The sequence below is a fragment of the Corynebacterium lehmanniae genome, assembly GCF_043161975.1.
GTDB lineage: Bacteria > Actinomycetota > Actinomycetes > Mycobacteriales > Mycobacteriaceae > Corynebacterium > Corynebacterium lehmanniae.
Genome location: NZ_CP170998.1, coordinates 2,154,440 through 2,172,033, shown reverse-complemented (window position 1 = coordinate 2,172,033; position 17,594 = coordinate 2,154,440). Strand labels below are relative to the sequence as shown.

The 17,594-nt window shown below is 67.8% G+C and carries 17 protein-coding genes; 12 read left to right on the top strand and 5 right to left on the bottom strand.

The genetic code is table 11. The features are described from left to right. The first annotated feature begins 2 nt into the window (after positions 1 to 2). The 6 genes from trpB to ACF3NP_RS10360 all read left to right on the top strand — a co-directional run bounded on the left by trpB (position 3) and on the right by ACF3NP_RS10360 (position 5,341). Positions 3 to 1,199 carry a tryptophan synthase subunit beta gene (gene trpB, locus ACF3NP_RS10385; RefSeq protein ID WP_181889386.1) on the top strand — a complete coding sequence of 399 codons (1,197 nt, stop codon included), beginning with the start codon at positions 3 to 5 and terminating at the stop codon, positions 1,197 to 1,199. Further along, positions 1,200 to 2,015 carry a tryptophan synthase subunit alpha gene (trpA, locus tag ACF3NP_RS10380; RefSeq protein WP_181889387.1) on the top strand — a complete coding sequence of 272 codons (816 nt, stop codon included), beginning with the start codon at positions 1,200 to 1,202 and terminating at the stop codon, positions 2,013 to 2,015. It begins immediately after the preceding gene. Continuing rightward, positions 2,012 to 2,377 carry a Rieske (2Fe-2S) protein gene (locus ACF3NP_RS10375; protein WP_181889388.1) on the top strand — a complete coding sequence of 122 codons (366 nt, stop codon included), beginning with the start codon at positions 2,012 to 2,014 and terminating at the stop codon, positions 2,375 to 2,377. The genes trpA and ACF3NP_RS10375 overlap by 4 nt, the downstream gene beginning before the upstream one ends. After that, positions 2,378 to 3,319: a bile acid:sodium symporter family protein gene (locus tag ACF3NP_RS10370; protein ID WP_392398670.1), complete on the top strand. Its 942-nt coding sequence runs from the start codon at positions 2,378 to 2,380 to the stop codon at positions 3,317 to 3,319. 9 nt (positions 3,320 to 3,328) lie between these two features. Next, the gene (locus ACF3NP_RS10365; protein WP_063937066.1) at positions 3,329 to 3,631 is read left to right on the top strand and encodes a hypothetical protein; all 303 of its coding nucleotides are present in this window, start codon (positions 3,329 to 3,331) and stop codon (positions 3,629 to 3,631) included. Positions 3,632 to 4,081: 450 nt separating this feature from the next. Further along, complete coding sequence (locus ACF3NP_RS10360; RefSeq protein ID WP_392398669.1) at positions 4,082 to 5,341, top strand: HNH endonuclease signature motif containing protein; 1,260 nt, start codon at positions 4,082 to 4,084, stop codon at positions 5,339 to 5,341. A gap of 6 nt (positions 5,342 to 5,347) precedes the next feature. Here the strand turns inward: ACF3NP_RS10360 and ACF3NP_RS10355 are convergent, their stop codons facing one another. The 5 genes from ACF3NP_RS10355 to ACF3NP_RS10335 form a co-directional block, all read right to left on the bottom strand. Next, a complete protein-coding gene (locus ACF3NP_RS10355; protein ID WP_269952743.1) occupies positions 5,348 to 5,776 on the bottom strand; it encodes a hypothetical protein in 429 nt (142 codons plus the stop codon). Positions 5,777 to 5,944: 168 nt separating this feature from the next. Then, complete coding sequence (locus ACF3NP_RS10350) at positions 5,945 to 6,292, bottom strand: branched-chain amino acid transporter permease (RefSeq protein WP_269952742.1); 348 nt, start codon at positions 6,290 to 6,292, stop codon at positions 5,945 to 5,947. Continuing rightward, on the bottom strand, positions 6,289 to 6,999 hold the full coding sequence (locus ACF3NP_RS10345; RefSeq protein WP_392398668.1) for an AzlC family ABC transporter permease: 711 nt from the start codon (positions 6,997 to 6,999) through the stop codon (positions 6,289 to 6,291). Before ACF3NP_RS10345 ends, ACF3NP_RS10350 begins: the two co-directional genes overlap by 4 nt. Beyond that, positions 6,999 to 7,604: a YqgE/AlgH family protein gene (locus ACF3NP_RS10340; RefSeq protein ID WP_392398667.1), complete on the bottom strand. Its 606-nt coding sequence runs from the start codon at positions 7,602 to 7,604 to the stop codon at positions 6,999 to 7,001. Before ACF3NP_RS10340 ends, ACF3NP_RS10345 begins: the two co-directional genes overlap by 1 nt. Next, on the bottom strand, positions 7,597 to 9,018 hold the full coding sequence (locus tag ACF3NP_RS10335; protein WP_392399147.1) for a CCA tRNA nucleotidyltransferase: 1,422 nt from the start codon (positions 9,016 to 9,018) through the stop codon (positions 7,597 to 7,599). Before ACF3NP_RS10335 ends, ACF3NP_RS10340 begins: the two co-directional genes overlap by 8 nt. 132 nt (positions 9,019 to 9,150) lie before the next feature. Between ACF3NP_RS10335 and ACF3NP_RS10330 the strand changes: the two genes are divergently transcribed. The 6 genes from ACF3NP_RS10330 to trxA all read left to right on the top strand — a co-directional run bounded on the left by ACF3NP_RS10330 (position 9,151) and on the right by trxA (position 17,593). After that, positions 9,151 to 9,882 carry an NUDIX hydrolase gene (locus ACF3NP_RS10330; RefSeq protein WP_392398666.1) on the top strand — a complete coding sequence of 244 codons (732 nt, stop codon included), beginning with the start codon at positions 9,151 to 9,153 and terminating at the stop codon, positions 9,880 to 9,882. Beyond that, on the top strand, positions 9,879 to 12,296 hold the full coding sequence (locus ACF3NP_RS10325) for a DUF6049 family protein (protein WP_392398665.1): 2,418 nt from the start codon (positions 9,879 to 9,881) through the stop codon (positions 12,294 to 12,296). The genes ACF3NP_RS10330 and ACF3NP_RS10325 overlap by 4 nt, the downstream gene beginning before the upstream one ends. Beyond that, a complete protein-coding gene (gene murJ / locus ACF3NP_RS10320; RefSeq protein WP_392398664.1) occupies positions 12,293 to 15,610 on the top strand; it encodes a murein biosynthesis integral membrane protein MurJ in 3,318 nt (1,105 codons plus the stop codon). The genes ACF3NP_RS10325 and murJ overlap by 4 nt, the downstream gene beginning before the upstream one ends. Before the next feature lie 73 nt (positions 15,611 to 15,683). Beyond that, a complete protein-coding gene (locus ACF3NP_RS10315; protein ID WP_392398663.1) occupies positions 15,684 to 16,247 on the top strand; it encodes a sigma-70 family RNA polymerase sigma factor in 564 nt (187 codons plus the stop codon). A gap of 11 nt (positions 16,248 to 16,258) precedes the next feature. Further along, positions 16,259 to 17,260, top strand: coding sequence for a thioredoxin-disulfide reductase (trxB, locus tag ACF3NP_RS10310; RefSeq protein WP_392398662.1), 1,002 nt, complete (start codon positions 16,259 to 16,261; stop codon positions 17,258 to 17,260). Positions 17,261 to 17,269: 9 nt separating this feature from the next. Then, positions 17,270 to 17,593, top strand: a complete 324-nt coding sequence (gene trxA, locus ACF3NP_RS10305; RefSeq protein ID WP_239356571.1) for a thioredoxin — start codon at positions 17,270 to 17,272, stop codon at positions 17,591 to 17,593. Position 17,594 lies beyond the last annotated feature (1 nt).

Here is a 17,594-nt window from a genome sequence, read left to right as displayed (position 1 = left end):
CAATGACCCTGCTCCCTGCCTACTACGGCGAGTTCGGCGGACAGTTCGTCCCCGAATCGCTCATCCCGGCGCTCGACCAGCTCGAGCAAGCCTTCGTCGACGCGTTCAACGACGACGCGTTCATGGACGAGTACCGTAGCCTGCTCCGCGATTACCTCGGCCGGCCCACCCCGCTGACCGAGTGCCGCAACCTGCCCCTCGAGGGCAACGCGCGCATCTTCCTCAAGCGCGAGGACCTCGTCCACGGCGGCGCGCACAAAACCAACCAGGTGATCGGCCAGGCGCTCCTTGCGAAACAGATGGGGAAGACCCGCATCATCGCGGAGACCGGCGCGGGCCAGCACGGCACCGCCACCGCGCTCGCCTGCGCGCTACTCGGCCTGAACTGCGTGATCTACATGGGCAAAACCGACATGGAACGCCAAGCGCCGAACGTGTACCGCATGCGCCTGATGGGCGCCGAGGTCGTCGGTGTGGAATCCGGCGCGGGCACTCTGAAGGACGCGGTGAACGAGGCGCTGCGCGACTGGACCGCCACCTTCCACGAGTCCCACTATCTCCTCGGCACCGCCGCCGGGCCGCACCCGTTCCCGAAGATTGTCAAGGAGTTCCACCGCGTCATCTCCACCGAGGCCCGCGCCCAGATCCTCGAGCGAACCGGGCGCCTGCCGGACGTGGTGGTCGCCTGCGTCGGCGGCGGCTCCAACGCGATCGGCACCTTCGCGGACTTCATCGACGACACCAGCGTCGAGCTCGTCGGCGCCGAGCCCGGGGGAAAGGGGTTCGGCCTCGGCGCCCACGGCGCGGCCATCGCCCAGGGCACGACCGGACTGCTCCACGGCACGTACTCGTACCTGATGTGCGACGGCGACGGCCAGGTGGAGGAGTCCTACTCCATCTCCGCCGGCCTGGACTACCCCGGCGTGGGCCCGGAGCACGCCCACCTGGCCAAGTCCGGCCGCGCTTCCTACGTGCCCGTCACCGACGACGAGGCCCTCGACGCCTTCCAGGCCCTGTCCCGCCACGAGGGCATCATCCCCGCGCTCGAGTCCTCCCACGCGCTCGCGTACGCGCTCAAGCGCGCCGCCGAGCACCCGTCCGACGCCGAGCCGCTGCACATCCTGGTCACCCTGTCCGGCCGCGGCGACAAAGACATCGCCCACGTGCGAGCAACGCTCGAAGATAGAGAGGAGAAGTAAATGAGCCGCTACGAGAAACTCTTCGCCACCGGCAAAGGCGCGTTCGTGCCCTTCATCATGCTCTCGGACCCGAACCCGGAGGACGCGGTGGAGATCGTTTCCGCCGTCGTCGACGCCGGCGCCGACGCCGTCGAGCTCGGCGTGCCGTTCTCCGACCCCGTCGCGGACGGCCCAGCTATTCAGGGAGCGCATGTGAGGGCGTTGGAGGGCGGAGCGACCGTCGATAAGGCGCTCGCGCAAATCCGCACCATCCGCGAGCGCTACCCGGACCTGCCCATCGGCATGCTGGTGTACGGCAACGTCGCGCACGCGCGCGGCCTCGAACGCTTCTACCGCGAGTTCAAGGAGGCGGGTGCAGACAGCGTTTTGCTTCCCGACGTCCCCGTGCGCGAGTCCGCCCCCTTCAGCGCAGCCGCCACCGCGGCCGGCATCGACCCGATCTACATCGCCCCGGCAAAGGCGTCGGAAGCCACGCTCGAGGCGGTGGCCGCGAACTCGCGCGGCTACATCTACGCCATCTCCCGCGACGGGGTGACCGGCGCGGACAAGGAGGCGACGGTGGAGGGCCTGCGCGAGGTCGTCGATAATGTGCGCAAGTTCGGCGGGCCGCCGGTGCTGCTGGGCTTCGGCATCTCGAAGACGGAGCACGTGCGCGACGCGATCGCCGCGGGGGCCGCGGGCGCAATCACCGGCTCGTCGATCACCAACATCATCTACAAGTACATCGACGGCAACCGCGTGACCGATATGGACGCGCTGAAAACCGAGCTGACCGAGTACGTCCGGGCCATGAAGGGCGCTACGATCACACCATGACCTGTTCACGACGCATGTTCCTGCTCGGCACCGCAACCACGTTTGCCGGTGCGTTCCTCGCCGCCTGCGGAGAAGCGGCCCCCGAAGAAGTTGCCAAGACCGACGTGCCCGTCGGCTCCGCGGTGATCCTGGACAAGTTCATCATCGCCCAGCCCACCGCCGGCACCTACGTCGCCTACTCCAGCGTGTGCCCGCACCAGCAGAAGAAGATCACCAAGGTTGAGGGCGACACCGTCAAGTGCACCGCCCACGGTTCGGTGTTCAGCATCGCCGACGGCGCCCGCGTCTCCGGCCCGGCCGTCACCGGCATGCGCGAAGTACCCGTGACCGACGCCGGCGACAAAGTCTCGGTTGCCGAGTAGATGAAGAAGCTCGACCCGCTTCTCATCGGCATCGTTCTCGCGGCGGCGCTCGCGTTCGTCCTGCCCGCCCAGGGCGCGTTCGCGGACGGGTTCGCCGTCGCGGTGAAGCTGGGGATCGCGCTGCTGTTCTTCCTCTACGGCGCGCGCCTGTCCACCCAGGAGGCGCTGAAGGGCCTGACCAACTGGCGCCTGCACGCGCTGATCCTGGCGTTCACGTTTGTCATCTATCCAGTGATCGGCCTCCTCGCCCGCCCGACGGTGGCGTTCATGTCCGAGGACCTGTACCAGGGCCTGCTGTTCATGTCGCTGGTGCCGTCCACCGTGCAGTCCTCGGTGGCGCTCACCGGCGTGGCACGGGGCAACGTCTCGGGCGCGGTGGTGGCGGCGTCGGTGTCCTCGCTCATCGGCGTGGTGGCCACGCCGCTTTTGGTGATGTGGCTAATGGGCGCCGGCGACGGGGTGTCCGTGGACGCGTCCGTGTTCGGCGACATCGCGCTGCAGCTGTTACTGCCGTTCATCCTGGGCCAGCTCGCGCACAACTTCGTCCCGCGGGTGGGGGAGCTGGCGAAGTCGAAGGCGACCAAGCTCGTGGACCACGGCTCCATCTGGATGGTGGTCTACTCCGCGTTCTCCCGCGGCGTCGTTTCCGGCGTCTGGTCGAACGTCTCCGCGTGGGAGATCGTGTTCCTCACCGTGTTTTCGTGCGTGCTGGTCGTCGCTATGCTGTGGCTTACCCGCGTCCTCCCGGAGGCGCTGCGCTTCCCGCGCGAAGACCGCGTCGCCATCCAAATGTGCGGCACCCAGAAATCACTCGCGACCGGCCTGCCCATGGCCACCGTCATCTTCGGCGGCGCTTCGCTCGGCGTGCTGATCATCCCGCTGATGATCTACCACATGTGCCAACTGGTCATCTGCTCCGCGTACGCCTCCCGAATTTCCTAGGAGTTTCACGTGAAACATTTCGTCCGCATCCACTACAACGTCCCCGAACTCGGCGGCGAGCTGCTCAACATCGCCGAGCTCGAGGAGATCTCAGCCCACGAGTGCACCATGGTCCGTATGATCGAACTCGACCCCGCCGAGACCATCACCGGCATCTACGTCGACGGCCGCGTCATCGGCCAGGCCAACCAGCCCATGGGCACCGTCCCACACCCGCGCACCTACGATTCCATGGAGGGCATCACGGCCACCCACCTCAGCGAGGAGGAGTTCGAGGGCCTCTGGTCCGAGGCGCAAGCAAAGTTGCAATAGCCTATCGACGTACCTCCGGCCCGCCCCGCCACCGGCGCGGGCCTTTTTCGTTGGTGGATCCCTATAGTTGGCGGGGCCGGGGTTGTCCGCAATGCGGAGTTGCACGTCAACGTCCGAGCCAACCAGCCCATGGGCACCGTGGCGCACCCGCACACCCTAGCTCGATCTGTCAGCGGCGCGGGCCCTTTTCGTTGGTGGGCCCCAATAGTTGGTGGTGTCGGAGTTGTACGCAATGCGGAGTTGCGGAGTGGCCTGAGGGGCGGGCATGGGCGGAGCTGACGTCGATAAGCAATAGCCAATAGTTGGTGAGCCCCCAGTTGTCCGCAATGCGGAGTTGCGGACAAGTTATAGCGGTCACTATAAAACGCATTTCCGCAGGTCAAAGGAGTGTCGGGAGCGAGTTTTATAATGTCCGCAATCGAACTCGTATTCGCCTCAAGGGGGCCCGAAATGACCGCCGCAGTTGCCACGGAATCCAACCCAATCGCCGTCGCATTAAGCCAGCAAATCGAAGACACGCACCGCGCAATGACGCAGAGCAAAGCGGAGCTGTTGTCCGCAATCCAAACGTTTGATGAACTCGCACTTGCTATCGAATGTGGCTCATCGACCACCGCGCACTTCCTCATGCGCCGCCTGGGCGTGTCATCCTCAACCGCCCACGAGTACGTCAGCGTCGCGCACCGCCTGCGGCCCTTTCAGTACCTGCACACACACTTCACCGAGGGTGCGCTGAGCTACTCAGTGGTGCGGCTGCTGCTGAAGTACATGACCCCGGAAAACGAGCGTGAGCTGGTCGATCTCGCCCTCGGGATGGGCTTCCACGAGCTCGAATGCGCGCTGGCGGGGAAGAAGCCGCAGGACGGGGAGGGCGAGGATAGCCCGCAGTACTACCTGAGCCTGCACAAGCGCGACAACGGCGACATCGCGTTCCACGGCAATATGAATGCAGCGGACGGCGCCGCGTTCGTCGCAGCGTTGAAGATCGGCGAAATCGCGTACTGCAACCTCGACGAGGTGCTCGAAGATCTGGACCCCGAGGTCAACGAGGAAATCAACATTGCCCTCGAGCGCGCCGAAGAGGCGGAGGAGAACCGACCCGCGCGGAAGACAGTTTCCGGCTACGGGTTGCCGATCGGGCGGATGCTGCTGCGGGCGCTCATGGGCATCGTCCACATGGCGCGCACGACGCCGCGCAACACACTGACCACGCCGGGCGCGCACGTGAACATTCTGGCGACACCGGACGGTCGCGGGTACATGCCCAACAACGTGGGCGCGCCGTCGAAAGCCATCGCAAGCTTGCTGGCTAATGCGGACATACGCCTATCGACGGTCAACTCCGACGGCCTAATTCTCAACACCGGACGTAAACAGCGCCTGGCAACGAATGGCCAGGTCAACGCGCTGCTGGCTATGTGGGGCGGGCAGTGCGCGGCACCGGGGTGCACGCACACGCGCTTCATCGAGATCCACCACATCGAGGATTGGGCCACCGGGGGCTTGACCGACCTGGAGAACCTCCTGCCGCTGTGCTCCGCCTGCCACTCCCTGGTTACGGAGGGGTATCTGCAGACGCTGAAGGAACACTCAGACATCCACTTCGTCTACCGCGACGGGACGCGTTTCGTCTCCACGAACTACTCCCTGCCGCGGCGCGACGACATCAGGCGAACCATGGAGGAGTGCAACTGGTCCTTCAACGACTAGTGAGGCTTAGAAGAACTGCTCAACGGCCGGCACACCCGGGACACCCGGGATCTTGCCCGCTGCGGCCGCGGCGGCGCCGACCAGTGCCAGGACGCCTGCGGCGATGCCGGTGCCAACGAGGATGTCGTAGGTGGTGCCGAGCTTGTAGCCACGTGCGACGTCGTTCTTCAGGGAGGAGGTGGCGCTCTTCGGCACCAGGTTCTTCTCGGAGGAGCTCTTGTACGGGCCGGAGTAGCCAGTACCAGGGTTCAGACGCTCACGGGCCTCGGCCTTCACCTTGGCGCCAGCGAGGTGCTTATCGGTGACGTCGGAGGGGCGATTCGGGCTCACGATTTCGGAAAGGTCCTTCTGGTTACCTTCCTCAGCCTGTGCCGGGACGGCCGCCAGGGACAATGCGGTGGTTGCGGCGAGGGCAGCTGCGGTGATGCGCTTCATTGGAAACTCCTTTGTGCGAATCTGACGTTAAATCACCCGGGATCGGGGTGGCGCAAGTAAAACACACGTTTCCGCAGGTATTCAAGCTCGTCTGGCGGTGTAACGCAGAGGCGTCCAGTGACGATATACAAGGCCCCGAGACGCAAAAACTCCCCTCCCTAGCAGGGGCTAGAAAACGACGTTGACCAACAGCATGTACAGCGCGGTGCCGGCGAAGATCGACAGGTCGGCGCGGCGCTTCCACCAGTGCAGAAGCAGGGTGGCCGCGAGGGCGATGAGCGCGGAGGCGAGGTTGGTGGGGGAGCCGGCGTAGCCGACGAGGGTGTAGGCGACCAGCACTGTCATCACGCCGATGGGCATGAGCACGGCGAGGAAGTCGATGAACGGGCTGCCTTTGAGCACACGCAGCATGGAGAAGGGGAGTGCGCGCAGCAGCACGGTGACGATGCCGACGGGGATAAGCACCGCGGCCACCATGCCGAGGGTGACGCCGTCGGGAAGTCCGTAGTTACTCATGGCAGCTGCCAGGTAAGCCGGTCGTCGACGCGCGGGGCCCAGAAGCGCAGCACGAGGACGAGGAAGTAGGACACGAGCGCCACGAGGATCACCTGGCCGGGCAGCACGACGGCCGCCGCCAAAGCGAGGCCGCCGGCGATCAGGGGCGCGGACAGGTCGCGGCTGGCCTGGAACGCCTCGAACGCCAGCACGGCGAACAGCGCGGTCAAGGCGAAGTCGAAGCCTTCCACGCCCGCGGGGATCACCGCGCCGGTCAAAGCACCCACGATGCCGGAGGCGATCCACGCGATCTGGCAGACCACGGAAATCGTCATCAGGCGAGTGCCCGAGGAGCGGTCGCGCAGGGTGGAGGTGATGGCGTAGACCTCGTCGGTGAGCGCGTAGGTGGCGTACGCGGATGGCACACCGCGGCGGATCTCCGAACGCGGGTACGTCAGCCCGTAGAACAGGTGGCGGAAGCTCACCATGAAGCCGGTGATCGCGCTGGTCACGGGGCCGACGCCGGTGAGGACCATGTCGATGGCCAGAAACTCCATGGACCCCGCGTAGATCACGGTGGAGAAGATCGGGGTCCACCACCACGCGAAGCCGGATTGAGTCATGAGCAGGCCGAACGCCAGCCCGAGCGGCACCAACCCGAGGGCGACCAGCCAGGTGTCGCGAAGCCCCAGCCGAATCTCCGTCGATGTTTCACGTGAAACGGCCACTAGTTGTCCTCGACGTTCGCGGGGAAGGTAGCGAACAGGGGCAAAGGCATTGCTTGCCGACGCATCACGTCACCCCACAGATCCGCACCCGCGGGAGCGACGACGTCGCTGGGCAGGGCGGGGGTGACAAACCAGTCGCCGCGCAGGATCTCGTCGTCGAGCTGGCCCGGCGCCCACTCGGCGTAGCCGGCGAAGATGCGGATGCCGTCGAGAAGCTCGCTCACCTCGGCGGGAGAGGCGTTCAGGTCCACGAGCACGAGGCGGTTGGCCAGGCGGTTGAGGTAGGGGTTCTCGGGCGCGCCGGCCGCGGTCACGCCCAGGCCCACCGCGGACTCGGGGCTGACCGGCCCGCCGATGTGCACGGCCTGCGGCTTGGCGGCCAGCTCGGCCCAGCCCGCGTCCATCACGTTGGCGACGGCAACTTCGCTGCGGCGGTTGAGCACCACGCCGAGGGTGTGGTCCGCGTCGTGCTCGAGCACCAGCACCACGGTGCGGGCGAACTCGGGGGAGAACATGCCGGGGGCGGAAACGAGCAGCATGCCCGGCTCAGGCTCCACGCGTTCGAGCGCGTTGAACAGGCGGTCTGCGTAGAAATACTCAGGCATTTTCCCTCTCCCACCAGGCTTTCAGCTCGGCGACGGCTTCGTCGTGGTCCAGCTCGCCGCGCTCGAGGCGCAGCTCCTTGAGATACTTCCACGCCTTGCCCACCTCCGGGCCGGGTTTGAGCCCGAGGATCTGCATGATCTCGTTGCCGTCCAGGTCCGGGCGCACGCGCGCGAGGTCCTCCTTGGCGGCGATGTCGGCGATGCGCTCCTCCAGGTGGTCGTAGGTGCGCTGCAGGCGCGCGGCTTTCTTGGCGTTGCGGGTGGTGGAGTCGGCGCGGACGAGTTTGTGCAGCTTGGGCAGCAGTTCGCCGGCGTCGGTGACGTAGCGGCGCACGGCGGAGTCTGTCCACTGGCCCTCGCCGAAGCCGTGGAAGCGCATGTGCAGGAACACCAGCTGGCCCACGTCCGAAATGACGTGCTTCGGGTACTTCAGGGCCTTCAGGCGCTTGCGGGTCATCTTCGCGCCGACCACCTCGTGGTGGTGGAAGGTCACGCCGCCGCCCTCCTTGGGCGCGCGGGTGGCGGGTTTGCCGATGTCGTGCATCAGCGCCGCCCAGCGCAGCTTCAGGTCCGGGCCCTCGTCCTCCAGTTCGGTGGCCTGGCGCAGCACGGTCAGGGAGTGGCGGTAGACGTCCTTGTGCTGCATGTGCTCGTCGGTCTCCAGCTGCAGCGCGGGAATCTCGGGCAAAATATACGAAGCCACGCCGGTGGACACCAGCAGGTCGATGCCCTCCCAGGGACGGGCGCCGAGCATGAGTTTGTCCAGCTCAGCCTGCACGCGCTCGGCGGTAATCCGCCCGATCTCGCCGGCCATGTCGCACATCGCGTCGAATACCCGGTCCGCCACGGTAAAGCCCAGCTGGGAGACGAAACGGGCGGCGCGAAGCATGCGCAAGGGATCGTCGCGGAACGACACCTCGGGTTCCTGCGGGGTGTCTAGGACCTGCTCCACAAGGTCGCTCAACCCGTCGACGGGGTCGTGGAAGGTGGGGGAGAGGCGGAGCTCGTCGTTAAGCGAAAGCTCAATGGCCATGGCGTTGCAGGCGAAGTCGCGGCGCACGAGGTCGCCCTCGAGTGTGTCGCCGAAGGTGACCTCGGGGTTGCGCGTCACGCCGTCGTAGAGGTCGGAGCGGAACGTGGTGATTTCGACGGTTTCGCCGTGGCGGATGGCGGAGACGGTGCCGAACTCGATGCCGGTGTCCCACACTTTTTCGCCCCACTCGTCCAGGATCTCCTGGATCACCTCGGGGCGCGCGGAGGTGGTGAAGTCGAGGTCGTGCACCCCGCGGCCGAGCATCGCGTCGCGCACCGAGCCGCCGACCATATATAAGGTCTCGCCGCGGCCGGAAAACAGTTGCGCGAGGGGCTCAAGCAGAGCAGCATGCTTGGCGACGACATCCTGCGCCCGCGCCATCAGCGCAGGGGCGGCCAAGGGGTCGGTCGGGTCTGGCATATCGAAGAGCTTCTGCGTCACCCGGGACACGATACCCGCCACCCCCGCGCGGGAAGTACCACAACCGGCCGAAAGACCGATAGCATGACACGAATGAGTGACAACCAGCGCCCGGTTCCGGGGCCCTCCAACGGCAAGGGGGGCTCCGGCGGCGGTAAGCGCCGGCCGCGGCGCCGGCGCGGGGGCAAACCCGCCGAGCAGCAACAGCAGCAGGGAGACAAGCCGAAGCGGAAGCGGAATAACCGCCGCGGGAAGAACTCCCGCGGCGGGCGCAAGCAGCACAATCGTCGCAGGTCGCAGTACCAGCAGCACGACTCGTCGATAGAGACGCGCGACGAGACCTCGGCCGGCGGCCTGGTGGTCTCCGGCATGGCGGAGGCCGTGAGCAAGGACGGCAAGGTGGACATGAGCCGCATCTACGTCGCGCTCATCGGCCGCCTGGACCGCCGCGGGCGGCTGCTGTGGTCCATGCCGAAAGGCCACGTGGAAAACGGCGAGCACCAGTGGGTCACCGCCGAGCGCGAGGTGTGGGAGGAAACCGGGATCACCGGCGAAGCCTTCGACACCCTGGGCACGATCGACTACTGGTTCGTCTCCGACGGCGTGCGCATCCACAAGACGGTGCACCACAACCTGCTGCGCTACGTCGACGGCGTGTTCAACGACGAGGACCCGGAGGTCACCGAGGTGGCGTGGGTACCCATGAGCGACCTGATGGAGCACCTCGCCTACGCCGATGAGCGCAAGCTCGCCCGCATCGCGTACGACCGGATGCCGGATCTGGCCAGGAAGGAAAAGAAGGCCGGAAGGGCAACTCCGAGATGAACCGGTACGCCGCGCTGGCTGCCGTCGTGCTCGCCGCCCCCGCCGTGCCGCTGGCGCCGGACAACCTGGAAGTGTCGGAGCAGTGGGCGAACCTGACCGTGCGCCCGTCCGAGGGCGAGCAGGCGAGCGTCGAGGTCGTCGAGGCCCCGCACGCCATCTCCGCCCACGATCCGTTTCACGTGAAACTTCGCGTGACCAACCGCTCCGACGACACGCTCGAGGGCCTCAGCCTGGTCCCGCGCCGCGCGTCCGCAGTGGCCACCGTGATGGAGCAGCGCTACGCCACCATCGCTGGCCCGCAGGAGTATCAGGTGGTGGGGGACGCGCGTGACGTCGATAGGCAATTGGCCCCCGGCGACTCGCTGGAAATCGAGATGGACTTGGGCCTCGACCTGCCGGATGTGGGCACGTACCCCATCATGCTGCAGCTTCTCGACGCCTCCGGTGCCCCCCTCGACACCGACCGCTTCCATCTGGGTGTCAGAGGCGTGCGCGATGACATCCGGGCCGCGGAGCTGACCGCGCTGTACCCGGTGACCGCCGACGTGGACATCCTGCCCGGCGAAACCGGCGAGGCGCCCGAGACGCAGCCGCTGGTGCTGGCGAACGACTCCCTGGCGGGCCAGCTCGCGCCCGAGGGGCGGCTGAGCCAGCTAGTGGACCAGTACATTGAGGCAGCGCAAACACCCGAGGTCGGCTACGCCACCTGCGTGGCGCTGGACCCCGCGCTGCTAGACACCGTGGACCGCATGCAGCACGGCTACACCGTCGACGACGAACGCCCCGCCGTGGTGGAAGAGCCGAAGCGCCTGCGCGACTCCTGGGGAGGTGAAGTCGCCCCCGACGGCGAACCCGGCGCCGGCGCGGACGACGCGAAGGTGTGGCTGGACAAGGTGCGCCACATCGCCGCCACCGGCTGCGTGGTGTCCCTGCCGTGGGCGAACGCGGACCTGAACGCCGTGGCGCGCACCGGCGATAAGTGGCTCATGCGCGAGGCCGTGGAGCGCGGGCCGTTCGTGCTGCAGCGCGTGCTGGGCACCGCCGGCACGCTCAACACCGTGGTCACCGGCACGGGCTACGTCGAGGACGGCACCGCGCCCGCGTTGGGTTGGGCGGACCACTCGCGCTCCACCGTCAGGGACGAAGGCATGCAGGCCGCATGGGAGCGCGCGGAGGCGGCGGGCGTGCAGGAGGAGCACGACGGGTCCGAAAGCGCCCTCGAGCGCGCCGACATGGCGGACCTCGCCGGGGCCGCCGCACCCGCCCCGCAGCAGCCCGTGCGCGTGCTCAGCGCCGCCCCGGGCAGAGACACCGGCTGGATCGCGCCGGGCGTGATGACGGTGGGCTACCAGTCCTCCCTGGCCACCGTGCTGGCCGCCACCGGCGTGGACCCCGAAACCACCGGCTTTTCAGAGGAGAACCTGCGCTACAACTACGCCGTGGACTCCAAGGCCGCCCGCGACACCAACGCCGCCGCCGCGGTGCGCCTGGCCGCCCAGTCCGCCTGGGTGGCGGGGGATGCCGAGGAGCACCCGGATCCGATCCTGGTCAACCCGCCGGCGAACTGGGACGCGGACACCGCCGCCGCCGTGCTGGGCACCGTGGCGGAGCTGGTCACCGGCGCGGGCGCGCACCCCATGGCGTTCGGTGCCTACCTGGACGCGCCGGTGGATGCCGCGCCGGCGGGCGAGCCGGCGGAGCACACGGACCCCACCGCGTTCACCGACGCGGAGGTGCTGCAGGTGACGCAGCAGGCCGGGTTCATCAACGACCTGACCGGGCTGATGGTGCCGGATTCCAGCATCGCGCTCACGCGCTACGGGTTTACCCTGCCGCTGCGCCGGGACCTGCTGCAGGCGCTGTCCATCGGCCAGCGCCGTGCAATGTCGCGCTACAGCGACGCGGTCCAGGCCACCAGCGAGCGCCTCGGCGCCTCGCGCGCCGCGTTGGGCGACCTTCGCTCGGCAGTGGACCTGATCCCGCCCGGCAACGTCTACACACGCACCTCAAACTCCAGCCCGCTTCTCATCGTGGCCCGCAACGGGCTGCCGCTGCCGGTGGAGACCTCCATCAACTTCTCCGGGCCAGCGGACGCCCGCCTGCACGTGCCAGACGTGCTGCGCATCCCGGCTCGCGGGTCGGTCACCGTGCAGATGACTGCGGATTTGCCCGAAACCTCCCGCAGCACCGACCTGAACCTGTACCTGGCCAGCACAAACGGGCAGCCGATCTCCCAGCCGGTGGACATCGCCGTGCGCACCACCCGGTTCACGGTGGGCCGCTGGCTCGCCGTGGCGGCGCTGATGCTGGCCGCGATGCTGGTGGTGATCGCGGTGCGCGGCGCGCGGGGCAGCCCGCCTTCCGGACGCGAACGGGAACGAGCCACACAACGTAAGAATCGGAGAACCAAGTGACGGAACAGGGACTGCGCCGGCGCATTGTCGCCCCAGCGCCGCCAGCGCCGGTGCCGGCACCGCGCGAAACCAAGCCGGCGCGCGAAGAGCTCGAGGACGGCGCGCCGGATAAGTCGCTGCTGACCACCAGCCCCAAGGGCGAGACCATCGCGCCGCCGGAGACCGCCGACACGGTAGCGGCTGGCGCGGCGGGCACGGCGGCGGTCGCTGTCGCCGAGCCCCAGGCAGCCGAGGAGGAGCAGCCCGCCGAGGGCGGGGAGAAGGTCGTGCGCGCCACCGGCTCCATGGCCGTGGCCACCCTGATCTCGCGCATCACCGGGTTCATCCGCACCGTGCTCATCGGCGCGGCCCTCGGCGAGGTTGTGGCGGCGTCCTTCAACACCGCCAACACCCTTCCCAACCTGATCACGGAGATCGTGCTCGGCTCCGTGCTCACCGCCCTGGTGGTGCCGGTGCTGGTGCGCGCGGAGAAGGAAGACGCCGACAACGGCGCGGCGTTCATCCGCCGCCTGTTCACGCTCACCCTGACGCTGATGACGGTGGTCACGGTCGTCGCCGTGGCGGCCGCGCCGCTGTTGACCAGGATGATGATGGACGAGGACTCGCAGGGCAACCTCGTCCAAACCACCTCGTTCGCGTTCTTGGTGCTGCCGCAGATCTTTTTCTACGGCATGTTCTCCCTGTTCATGGCCATCCTGAACACGAAGGAGCACTTCCGGCCCGGCGCCTGGGCCCCGGTGGCGAACAACATCGTCTCCATCGCCGTGCTCGTGGCGTATATGGCGCTGCCGGGGCAGCTGAACCCGGCCGCGCCGACGTCGATAAGCAATCCGCACGTGCTGCTGCTGGGCCTTGGCACCACGGCTGGTGTGGTGGTGCAGTGCCTGATCATGCTGCCCGCGCTGCGCAAGCTGGGCATTGACCTGCGGCCGCTGTGGGGCATCGACGAGCGCCTGAAGCAGTTCGGCGGCATGGCGCTGGCGATCATCACCTACGTGGCGATCAGCCAGTTCGGCTACGTCATTACCTCCCGCATCGCGTTCAACGCGGACGCGGCGGCGCAGTTTATCTACCAGCAGCACTGGATGCTGCTGCAGATGCCGTACGGCATCATCGGCGTCACCCTGCTCACCGCGATCATGCCGCGCATGTCCCGCAACGCCGCGGACGGCGACGACGCAGCCGTGGTGGCGGACCTGACCATGGGCACGAAGCTGACATTCATCGCGCTGATCCCCATCATCATCTTCATGACGGCGCTGGGCCCCGACATCGCCCACGCCCTGTTCGCCTACGGCTCGTTCAGCCCCGAGGCGGCGCACCTGCTCGGCCAAACCATCTCCGCGTCCTCGTTCACGCTGATTCCGTACGCGCTGGTGATGCTGCACCTGCGCGTGTTCTACGCCCGCGAGGAAGCGTGGACGCCCACGTTCATCATCGCCGGCATCACCGGCACGAAGATCCTGCTGTCCGCCCTCGCGCCGTACATCGCGCAGGACCCCAGCCACGTGGTGGTGCTGCTCGGCGCGGCCAACGGCTTCGGCTTCGTCGCCGGCGCGCTCATCGGCGCGCTGCTTCTGCGCCGCAAGCTGGGCACCCTGCGCGCCGGCGACGTGCTGCGCACCTCCATCTGGGCGGTGGCCGCGGCGCTTGTCGGCGTTGCGGTGATCTTCGGTGTGCGCTGGCTGCTTCGCGACGTCGCCGGCCTGCACCTGCCCGAGGCCCTCGGACGCTTAATCGGTGCCCCCAGCTTGGGCAACCTCATCGAGGTCGTCATGCTCGGCGTGCTGTTTTTGGTGGTCACCGGCCTGGTGTTGTCGCGCTCCAAGCTGCCCGAGGTGCAGAACCTGGGCCGCGCGCTGCAGCGCATCCCGGGCATGAGCCGCATCATCCGCCCGGACGAGGACCGCGCGCTCGAGGTGGGCGAGGCGGACCCGCGGGACGTGTCCAACCAGTTCCTCGCCGCCGACACCTTCAACGCCTCCCCGGTACCGCCACCGATGTCCGCCGGTGTGGTCCGCGGTCCGCGCCTGGTGCCGGGTGCGGGCGTGTCCGACGGGCGCTTCCGCCTGATCCGCGACCACGGCGCCAGCACCGGCGCGCGCTTCTGGCAGGCGCGCGAGGTGGCCACCGGCAGAGATGTGGCGCTGACGTTCGTGGACACCACGGGCGCCGCGCCGATGGCCCCGGCCACCCCGCGCGAGGCTGCGCTGAAGGCCGCCGGCGTGGCGCGGCGCACCCGCAAGATGGCCAAGCTGCACCTGCCCGCGGTGGCCGAGAATATTGAGATCCTGTCCTACCGCTCCGGCGCCCTGGTGGTGGCGGACTGGGTGGAGGGCTCCTCGGTCAAGGCCGTGGCGGAATCCGGCCAGACACTGCACACCGAAGCCGTGGCAAACGCGCTGGCACCGCTAGCCGGCGCGATGGCGGCGGCGCACGAGGCGGACGTGCCGCTGGGCCTGGACAACCGCCAGCAGCTGCGCATCGACCACGAGGGGCACGTCCGCCTGGCGTTCCCGGTGGTGCTGCCGGACGCCAGCCCGGCCACGGACGCGGAGTCCTTCGCCTCCGCGCTGACGCTTCTGACCAGCAACGTCAGCTCCGACGACCTGGACGACGTCACCGCCCGCACCCGCGCGCTCGTGGACGCGGACGCGGTGGACCAGGCCGCCTTCCGCGACATCGAGCGCGCGCTCTACGAGGCGGCGAACCTGCCGGTGCCCAACGAGGACGCGCCAACGGACGAGATCCCGGTGGTGGAAATCTACGAGCCGGTCGAGCCGGTGGCCGAGCACGTGGAGGACCCGGACGAGCTGCGCGGCGGCTTCGGCGGACGCACCATGGGCCCGGCGACGATTGGCCTGCTCACCTTCGCCGCCGTCATCGCGGCGGTGCTGGTGGGCGTGCTGACCACCTACCTGGTGGACTTCGTCTCCGGCGAAAACGTGGTGGACCGTCCATCCGCCGCGCCCACAACCACCACGCGCGACCCCGGCATGCCGGTGGTCATCGGCCCGCTGAACATGGAGGTCCTAGACGACAGCTCCGTGCAATTCACGCCCGAGGACGGCTCGGCGTTCACATTGGAGCAGGTGCTTATCGACGCCTCCGGTTCCGCCAACTACACCCTCTACGGCGTGCCAGCAGAGCAGGAGACCGCGCACCCGCCTGTGATCGCGGAGGGCAAGCTGCGCGGCGGCCAGATCAGCGCCGACGTGGAAACCAACGAACCGCTGTTGCGCGTGGTGCTGAAGGTGGACGGCGAGACGGATGTGAAGAACATCTCGTTGGTGGGCCACATGGTTGTCCACTGAAATGCGCACCCGGCTCTAGCCAGGGGGTCTTGGGCCGGGGCATAGTGGGGGCAACTGAATTTTTGAGGGGACAATGGACTACATCAACGACCGGCAGCTGGTGGCGAACTACCTGGGAGGGGACCGGCAGGCCTTCACACTCATCGTGCGGCGCCACCGCAAGCGCATGTACTTCGCCGCCCGCAACTTCGCCCGCAACGAGCAGGACGCCCAGGACATCGTCCAAGACGCCCTGTTCAAGGCGGCGCGCAGCATGCACACCTACCGCGGGGAGGCAAAGCTGTCCACGTGGCTGCACCGCATGACCATCAACGCGGCAATAGACCACCAGCGCAAGGACGGCCGCGCCGGCGCCCAGTACAGCCTGGACGACAACGACCACGTGGACATCGACGCGAACAAGTACCTCGCCTACAACCCCATGGAGAACATGGAGCGCACCATGGCCATGCGGCAGGCCCTGGCGGTGCTGCCGCAGGCGCAGCGCAAGGCCCTGTGGCTCATCGACGTCGCGGGCATGAGCGTCGGCGACGCCGCGGCCGAACTCGGGGTGCAACCCGGCACCGTGAAGTCGCGCCGCTACCGGGCGCGCGAGGCCGTCGCCGCGGCGATAGGGGAGGCGGCGCCGGCGCGCTAAGATCTGCAACCATGACTTCCCCCGGCTTCAACTTTGTTACCCCGCAAACCGATGCGGCCCCGGCGCCCAAAGCCGCCACCACCAGCACCGACGAGGTGCACGACCTGATCATCGTCGGCTCCGGCCCCTCCGGCTACACCGCCGCCCTTTACGCCGCACGCGCGGAGCTGAAGCCGCTCGTGTTCGAGGGCTACGAGTACGGCGGCGAGCTGATGAACACCACCGAGGTGGAGAACTTCCCCGGCTTCGAAGACGGCATCATGGGCCCGGACCTCATGGCCAACATGCGCGCCCAGGCGGAGAAGTTCGGCGCGGATCTGCGCCAGGAGCTGGTGGACTCCGTGGACTTCTCCGGCGACATCAAGAAGGTCGTGGTCGACGGCGAGGTCTTCCAAGCCCGCGCCGTCATCCTCGCCACCGGCGCCGCCCCGCGCCACCTGGGCATCCCGGGGGAAACGGAGCTGACCGGCCGCGGCGTGTCCACCTGCGCCACCTGCGACGGCTTCTTCTTCAAGGACCAGCACATCGCCGTCGTCGGCGGCGGCGACTCCGCCATGGAGGAGGCCACCTTCCTGACCAAGTTCGGCTCCAAGGTCACCCTGATCCACCGCTCGGAGAACTTCCGCGCCTCCAAGATCATGCTCGAGCGCGCCCGCGAGAACGACAAGATCGAGTTCCTCACCGACACCGTGGTGGACTCCGTGGTGGAGGCGGACGGCAAGGTCGGCGGGCTGAACATCCGCAACGTTGTCACCGGCGAGGAGAGCGTGCTGGACGCCACCGCGCTGTTCGTCGCCATCGGCCACGACCCGCGCTCCGCGTTCCTGGACGGCCAGGTCGCCGTTGACGAGGGGGGCTACGTTGAGGTGGCGGAGCCGTCGACAAGCACGAGCGTTCAAGGCGTGTTCGCATGCGGCGACCTGGTGGACAAGACCTACCGCCAAGCCATCACCGCCGCTGGCGCCGGCTGCCGCGCCGCGCTGGACGCACAGCACTACCTGGCGGCGCTGTAGACTGTCCGCATGAACGCACCAGTTGATGTGACCCAAGCAACCTTCAAAAACGAGGTCATCGAGGCGGACACCCCGGTGCTCGTGGACTTCTGGGCTGAGTGGTGCGGGCCGTGCCGCAAGCTCTCCCCGCTGCTCGACGAGATCGCCCAGGAAATGGACGGCCAAGTCAAGGTAGCCAAGGTCAACGTGGACAACGAGCGCGCGCTCGGCGCCATGTTCCAGGTCATGTCCATCCCCGCCGTCATGCTGTTCAAAGACGGCAAGAAGGTCGACGAGTTCGTGGGCGTGCGCCCGAAATCCGAGATCGTTTCCAAGATTCAGGCGCAGCTCTAGC

What these genes read in the sequence shown, in the direction of transcription:
- trpB (WP_181889386.1), top strand. Translation starts at nt 3, where the DNA reads ATGACCCTGCTCCCTGCCTACTACGGCGAGTTCGGCGGACAGTTCGTC.
- ACF3NP_RS10325 (WP_392398665.1), top strand. Translation starts at nt 9,879, where the DNA reads ATGAACCGGTACGCCGCGCTGGCTGCCGTCGTGCTCGCCGCCCCCGCC.
- ACF3NP_RS10355 (WP_269952743.1), bottom strand. Translation starts at nt 5,776, where the DNA reads ATGAAGCGCATCACCGCAGCTGCCCTCGCCGCAACCACCGCATTGTCC.
- ACF3NP_RS10370 (WP_392398670.1), top strand. Translation starts at nt 2,378, where the DNA reads ATGAAGAAGCTCGACCCGCTTCTCATCGGCATCGTTCTCGCGGCGGCG.
- ACF3NP_RS10315 (WP_392398663.1), top strand. Translation starts at nt 15,684, where the DNA reads ATGGACTACATCAACGACCGGCAGCTGGTGGCGAACTACCTGGGAGGG.
- ACF3NP_RS10330 (WP_392398666.1), top strand. Translation starts at nt 9,151, where the DNA reads ATGAGTGACAACCAGCGCCCGGTTCCGGGGCCCTCCAACGGCAAGGGG.
- ACF3NP_RS10375 (WP_181889388.1), top strand. Translation starts at nt 2,012, where the DNA reads ATGACCTGTTCACGACGCATGTTCCTGCTCGGCACCGCAACCACGTTT.
- trxB (WP_392398662.1), top strand. Translation starts at nt 16,259, where the DNA reads ATGACTTCCCCCGGCTTCAACTTTGTTACCCCGCAAACCGATGCGGCC.
- trxA (WP_239356571.1), top strand. Translation starts at nt 17,270, where the DNA reads ATGAACGCACCAGTTGATGTGACCCAAGCAACCTTCAAAAACGAGGTC.
- ACF3NP_RS10340 (WP_392398667.1), bottom strand. Translation starts at nt 7,604, where the DNA reads ATGCCTGAGTATTTCTACGCAGACCGCCTGTTCAACGCGCTCGAACGC.
- trpA (WP_181889387.1), top strand. Translation starts at nt 1,200, where the DNA reads ATGAGCCGCTACGAGAAACTCTTCGCCACCGGCAAAGGCGCGTTCGTG.
- ACF3NP_RS10360 (WP_392398669.1), top strand. Translation starts at nt 4,082, where the DNA reads ATGACCGCCGCAGTTGCCACGGAATCCAACCCAATCGCCGTCGCATTA.
- ACF3NP_RS10335 (WP_392399147.1), bottom strand. Translation starts at nt 9,018, where the DNA reads ATGGCGCGGGCGCAGGATGTCGTCGCCAAGCATGCTGCTCTGCTTGAG.
- ACF3NP_RS10350 (WP_269952742.1), bottom strand. Translation starts at nt 6,292, where the DNA reads ATGAGTAACTACGGACTTCCCGACGGCGTCACCCTCGGCATGGTGGCC.